The organism is Streptomyces sp. NPDC057445 (assembly GCF_042802855.1).
GTDB lineage: Bacteria > Actinomycetota > Actinomycetes > Streptomycetales > Streptomycetaceae > Streptomyces.
In genome coordinates this window covers 1-4,944 of the sequence record NZ_JBHVDH010000054.1, presented here as the reverse complement: position 1 = coordinate 4,944, position 4,944 = coordinate 1, and the positions used below count along the sequence as shown (strand labels likewise).

General features: G+C 73.4%; 2 protein-coding genes. Both read left to right on the top strand.

All coding sequences use genetic code 11. The annotated features are described in order from the left end of the window. On the top strand, nucleotides 1-741 hold a 741-nt coding region (locus ACFU5O_RS37255), incomplete at its 5' end, for a beta-ketoacyl reductase (RefSeq protein ID WP_384247436.1). Nucleotides 742-745: 4 nt separating this feature from the next. After that, a partial coding sequence (locus ACFU5O_RS37250; protein ID WP_384247434.1) for a type I polyketide synthase occupies nucleotides 746-4,944 on the top strand: 4,199 nt, incomplete at its 3' end.

Genomic DNA, 4,944 nt, shown 5'->3' with positions numbered 1-4,944 from the left:
CCTGCACTCTCCCTCGGCTGGGGCCTGTGGGAAGACCGCAGCAGCATGACCGGCAACCTCACCGACACCGACCTCCACCGCATGACCCGCCACGGAGTCGGCGCCATGAGCACCGAGGACGGGCTGCGGCTGCTGGACGCGGCCTGTGCGACGGGCGAGTCGCATCTGCTGCCGATCCGGCTGGACGTCGGGGCGCTGCGGCGGCGGGCCGACGACGACAGTCTCCCGGCGCTGCTGCGGGGGCTCGCCCAGCGCCGGGTGCGTCGCAGCACCGCGGACGCCGGCACTCGGCGGCCCTCGGAACTGTCGCTCGCCGAGCGGCTCGGCCGGGTGTCCGGTGAGCAGCGGGCGCAGGCGCTGGAGGATCTGGTGGTCGCGCAGGTGGCTGCCGTGGTGGGGCACGCGTCGACGGCCGCGATCGAGCCGGACCGTGCCTTCAAGGACATCGGGTTCGACTCGTTGACCGCAGTCGAACTGCGCAACCGGCTCAACACGGCGACCGGGCTGCGGCTGCCCGCCACGCTGGTCTTCGACCAGCCGACTCCGCAGGCGATCGCCCGGTTCGTGGAGCGGAAGCTGTTCCCGCAGGAGAGCACCCAGGCTCCCGCCCCGGCCGCGCAGGACTCCGTCCGCGACATCGACGCCATCGACCTGGACGCGATCGACGAGATGGACGTCGACCTCCTCATCAACCTTGCTTTCGACGGCGACAGCGCCGGAACCGACGCGGAGCGTGAGTGACCCCATGAGCAACCCCAACGACAAGGTCGTCGCCGCCCTGCGGGCGTCCCTCAAGGAGACCGAGCGGCTGCGGCAGCACAACCGTGAACTCACCGAGCGCGGCCGGGAGCCGATCGCGATCGTCGCGATGAGCTGCCGGTACCCGGGCGGGGTGCGCACCCCGGAGGACCTGTGGCGGCTGGTGGCCGCGGGCGAGGACGCGGTGTCGGAGTTCCCGACGGACCGCGGCTGGGATCTGGACGGGCTGTACGACCACGGCGGATTCCTGTACGACGCGGCCGACTTCGACCCGGCCTTCTTCGGGATCTCGCCGCGCGAGGCCCTGGCCATGGACCCGCAGCAGCGACTGCTCCTGGAGACCTCCTGGGAGGCCGTAGAAAGGGCCGGCATCGACCCACGGGCCCTGCGCGGCAGCCGTACGGGCGTCTTCGCCGGAGTCATGTACCACGACTACGGCACGCTGGTAGGTGAGTCGCCGGACGCTGTCGAGGGCTATGTCTACAACGGCAGCGCGGGCAGCGTCGCCTCCGGCCGGGTGTCCTACACACTCGGTCTTGAGGGGCCGGCGGTGACGGTCGACACGGCCTGTTCCTCCTCGTTGATCGCCCTGCATCTGGCCGTGCAGTCGCTGCGCAACGGCGAGTGCTCGCTGGCGCTCGCCGGGGGCGTGGCGGTGATGTCGACGCCGACGCTGTTCGACGAGTTCAGCCGGGGGCAGGGGCACGGGCTGGCGCCGGACGGGCGGTGCAAGGCGTTCGCGGACAGCGCCGACGGGACCAGCCTGTCGGAGGGCGTAGGCCTGCTGTTGCTGGAGCGGCTGTCGGACGCCCGGCGCAACGGCCACCCCGTACTGGCGGTGGTCCGTTCCACGGCGGCCAACCAGGACGGGGCGAGCAACGGCCTCACCGCACCCAACGGGCCCGCGCAGCAGCGGGTGATCCGCCAGGCCCTCTCCAGTGCCGGACTGACCGGCGCGGACGTCGACGTGGTAGAGGCCCACGGCACAGGCACCAGCCTCGGCGACCCCATCGAGGCACAAGCCCTCCTCGCCACCTACGGCCAGGACCACACCCCCGAACAGCCCCTCTGGCTCGGCTCGCTCAAGTCCAACATCGGCCACACCCAGGCCGCAGCCGGTGTCGGAGGAGTCATCAAGATGGTCATGGCCATGCGCCACGGCCTCCTCCCCCGCACCCTCCACGTCGACACCCCCTCCACCCACGTCGACTGGGACTCCGGCGCCGTATCACTGCTGACCGAGGAGCGGCCCTGGCCGGTCGCCGACCGGCCGCGCCGTGCGGCGGTGTCGTCCTTCGGTGTGAGCGGCACGAACACGCACGCCGTACTGGAGGAGCCTCCGGTGGAGGAGTCCTCCGAGGACGTGCCGGAGCGCGGGGCCGGGATGCCGGTCGTGCCGTGGGTGCTGTCCGCGAGGTCGGCGGAGGCACTGCGCGAACAGGCGGCACAGCTGAGGGAGTTCGCAGGAAGCGCCGACCCGGTCGATGTGGGCTTCTCGCTCGCCACGGGGCGTTCGGCGTTCGAGCACCGGGCGGTGCTGCTGCACTCCGGCGATGGGCTGGACGCGGCCCTCGCGGCGCTCGCCGGGGACTCGGACGGCGCTCCGGGGCTGGTGACGGGCGCGGGTCACCGAGCCGCTCGCACAGCCTTCCTCTTCACGGGACAGGGCAGCCAGTACCCGGGGATGGGCCATGAACTCCACGCCGCCCACCCGGTGTTCGCCGAGGCCTTCGACGAGATCTGCGCCTGCCTGGACCCGCGCCTCGAACGCCCGCTGCGCGAGGTCGTGTTCGCCGAGCCGGGCACACCCGATGCGGCGCTGCTCGACCGGACGCAGTACACCCAGGCGGGTCTGTTCGCCGTGGAGGTGGCGCTGTTCCGGCTGGTCGAGGCGTGGGGGCTGCGGCCGGCCGCGCTGCTCGGCCACTCCGTCGGTGAGCTGGCGGCGGCGCATGTGTCGGGGGTGCTGCCCCTGCCGGACGCGTGCGCGCTGGTGGCCGCTCGTGGCCGGCTGATGGAGGAGCTGCCGGCCGGCGGGGCGATGGTGTCGGTGCGGGCCACCGAGGACGAGGTCGCGGAGGTGCTGGCCGGTCGTACGGACCGGGTGTCCGTCGCGGCCGTCAACGGACCGCGGTCCGTCGTCGTGTCCGGCGACGAGGACGCGGTGCTCGCCGTGGCCGCCGAACTCGCCGAGCGGGGACGTCGTACCAAGCGGCTCAATGTCAGCCATGCCTTCCACTCGCCCCGTATGGACGCCACGCTGGAGGAGTTCCGGGCGGTCGCGGGGTCGCTGCGGTACAGCGATCCGCTGATCCCGGTCGTCTCCGATGTGACCGGTCGTACGGCGACCGCCGAGGAGCTGACCGACCCGGACTACTGGGTGCGCCATGTCCGGCAGGCGGTGCGTTTCGCCGACGGCATGAGGACGCTGGGCGAGCTGGGCATCGGCAGCTGCCTGGAACTCGGCCCCGGCGGCGTGCTGTCCGGGATGGGCGAGGACTGCCTGCCGGGCGATGCGGTGGCCTTCGCCGCCGCGCTGCGCCGGGACCGCCCTGAGCCGGTGTCGGTGGTGGAGGCGGTGGCGAGGGTGTTCGCCCGCGGTGCCCGCGTCGACTGGGCGGCGCTGTTCGCCGGCAGCGGCGCCCGGCGGGCGGATCTGCCGACCTACCCCTTCCAGCGGCAGCGCTACTGGCCGAAGGCCGCGTCCGGCGCGGCCGGGGACGTACGCTCGCTGGGCCTGGAGGCGGTGGACCATCCGCTGCTGGGGGCCGTGCTGGAGAGCGCGGACGGCGACGAGCTGCTGTTCACCAGCCGGGTCTCGCTCGCAGGCCAGCCGTGGATCCGCGGCCACCGAGTCGAGGGTGCCGCCCTGCTGCCCGGCACCGCGCTGGCAGAACTCGCCGTACGGGCCGGGGACCGGGCGGGTTGCCCGCTGCTGGAGGAGCTGACCCTCGAAGCACCGCTGGTGCTGCCCGAGGACGGCGGGCTACGGCTCCGGGTGCGGGTCGGCGCCCCCGACGAGTCCGGCCGGCGCTCCCTGACCGTGCACGCACGGCCCGACGGGGACGCGGCTCAGGACGGCCTGCCCTGGACGCGGCACGCCGGCGGCACCCTGAGCCCGGACCGCCTCGACTCCGGCCCCGGACCGGACCTGAGCGGCGTGTGGCCGCCGGCCGGGGCGCAGCCGCTCGACCTCGACGGCCGCTACGAGCGGTTCCGGGAGGACGGCTTCGAGTACGGGCCCCAGTTCCAGGGGCTGCGGGCGGCCTGGCGGCTCGGTGACGAGGTCTTCGCGGAGGTCGCTCTGCCGGAGGAACTGGCCGGGGACGCAGCCGACTTCGAGCTGCACCCCGCCCTGTTCGACGCCGCGCTGCAGACGGTCGGCCTCAGCGGCCTGGCCGAGGACGGCGCGACGGCGCTGATGCCCTTCTCATGGCGGGGCGTACGCCTGCACGCCACGGGCGCGACGGTGCTGCGGGCGCGGCTGGCCGTGACCGGTCAGGACGAGGTACGGCTCGACGCCGCAGACGCTCTGGGCAGTCCGGTCCTGACGGTCGACTCGCTGGCACTGCGGCCGCTGTCCGGCGGGACGGCGGGCGCCGCTGTCGCGGCCGGTGTGCGGGACGCGCTGTTCCGCGTGGAGTGGGTGCCGGTCTCCACCGCAGAGGCAGAGGTGGCGGAGGCGGTCCGGCTGTCCGTCGGGGAGGGGCTTGCCGACCTTCCCGGCGCACCCGACGTCGTGGTCGCTCCTTGCCGGCCCGGCGAACGGGCGTCTCTGCACTGGGCATTGGAGCTGGTACGGGGTTGGCTGGCGGACGAGAGGTTCGCCGACTCCCGGCTCGTGCTGCTCACCCGTGACGCCGTCGTCACCTCACCCGAGGACACCCCGGACCTGGAACACGCCTCCATCTGGGGCCTGATCCGCTCCGCGCAGGCCGAGCACCCCGACCGGTTCGTGCTCATCGACACCGACGGCCAGGACACATCCTCGATTCAGGGCGCTCTGAGCACCGGAGAGCCGCAACTGGCCGTCCGCGGGGGACGGTTCCTTGCACCTCGGCTCGCCCGGGCGGTCCCCACAGGGGCCACAGCCTCCGTCTTCCGTCCCGACAGTACGGTCCTGATCACCGGCGCCACCGGCACCCTCGCCACCCACATCGCCCACCACCTCGTCACCCACCACCA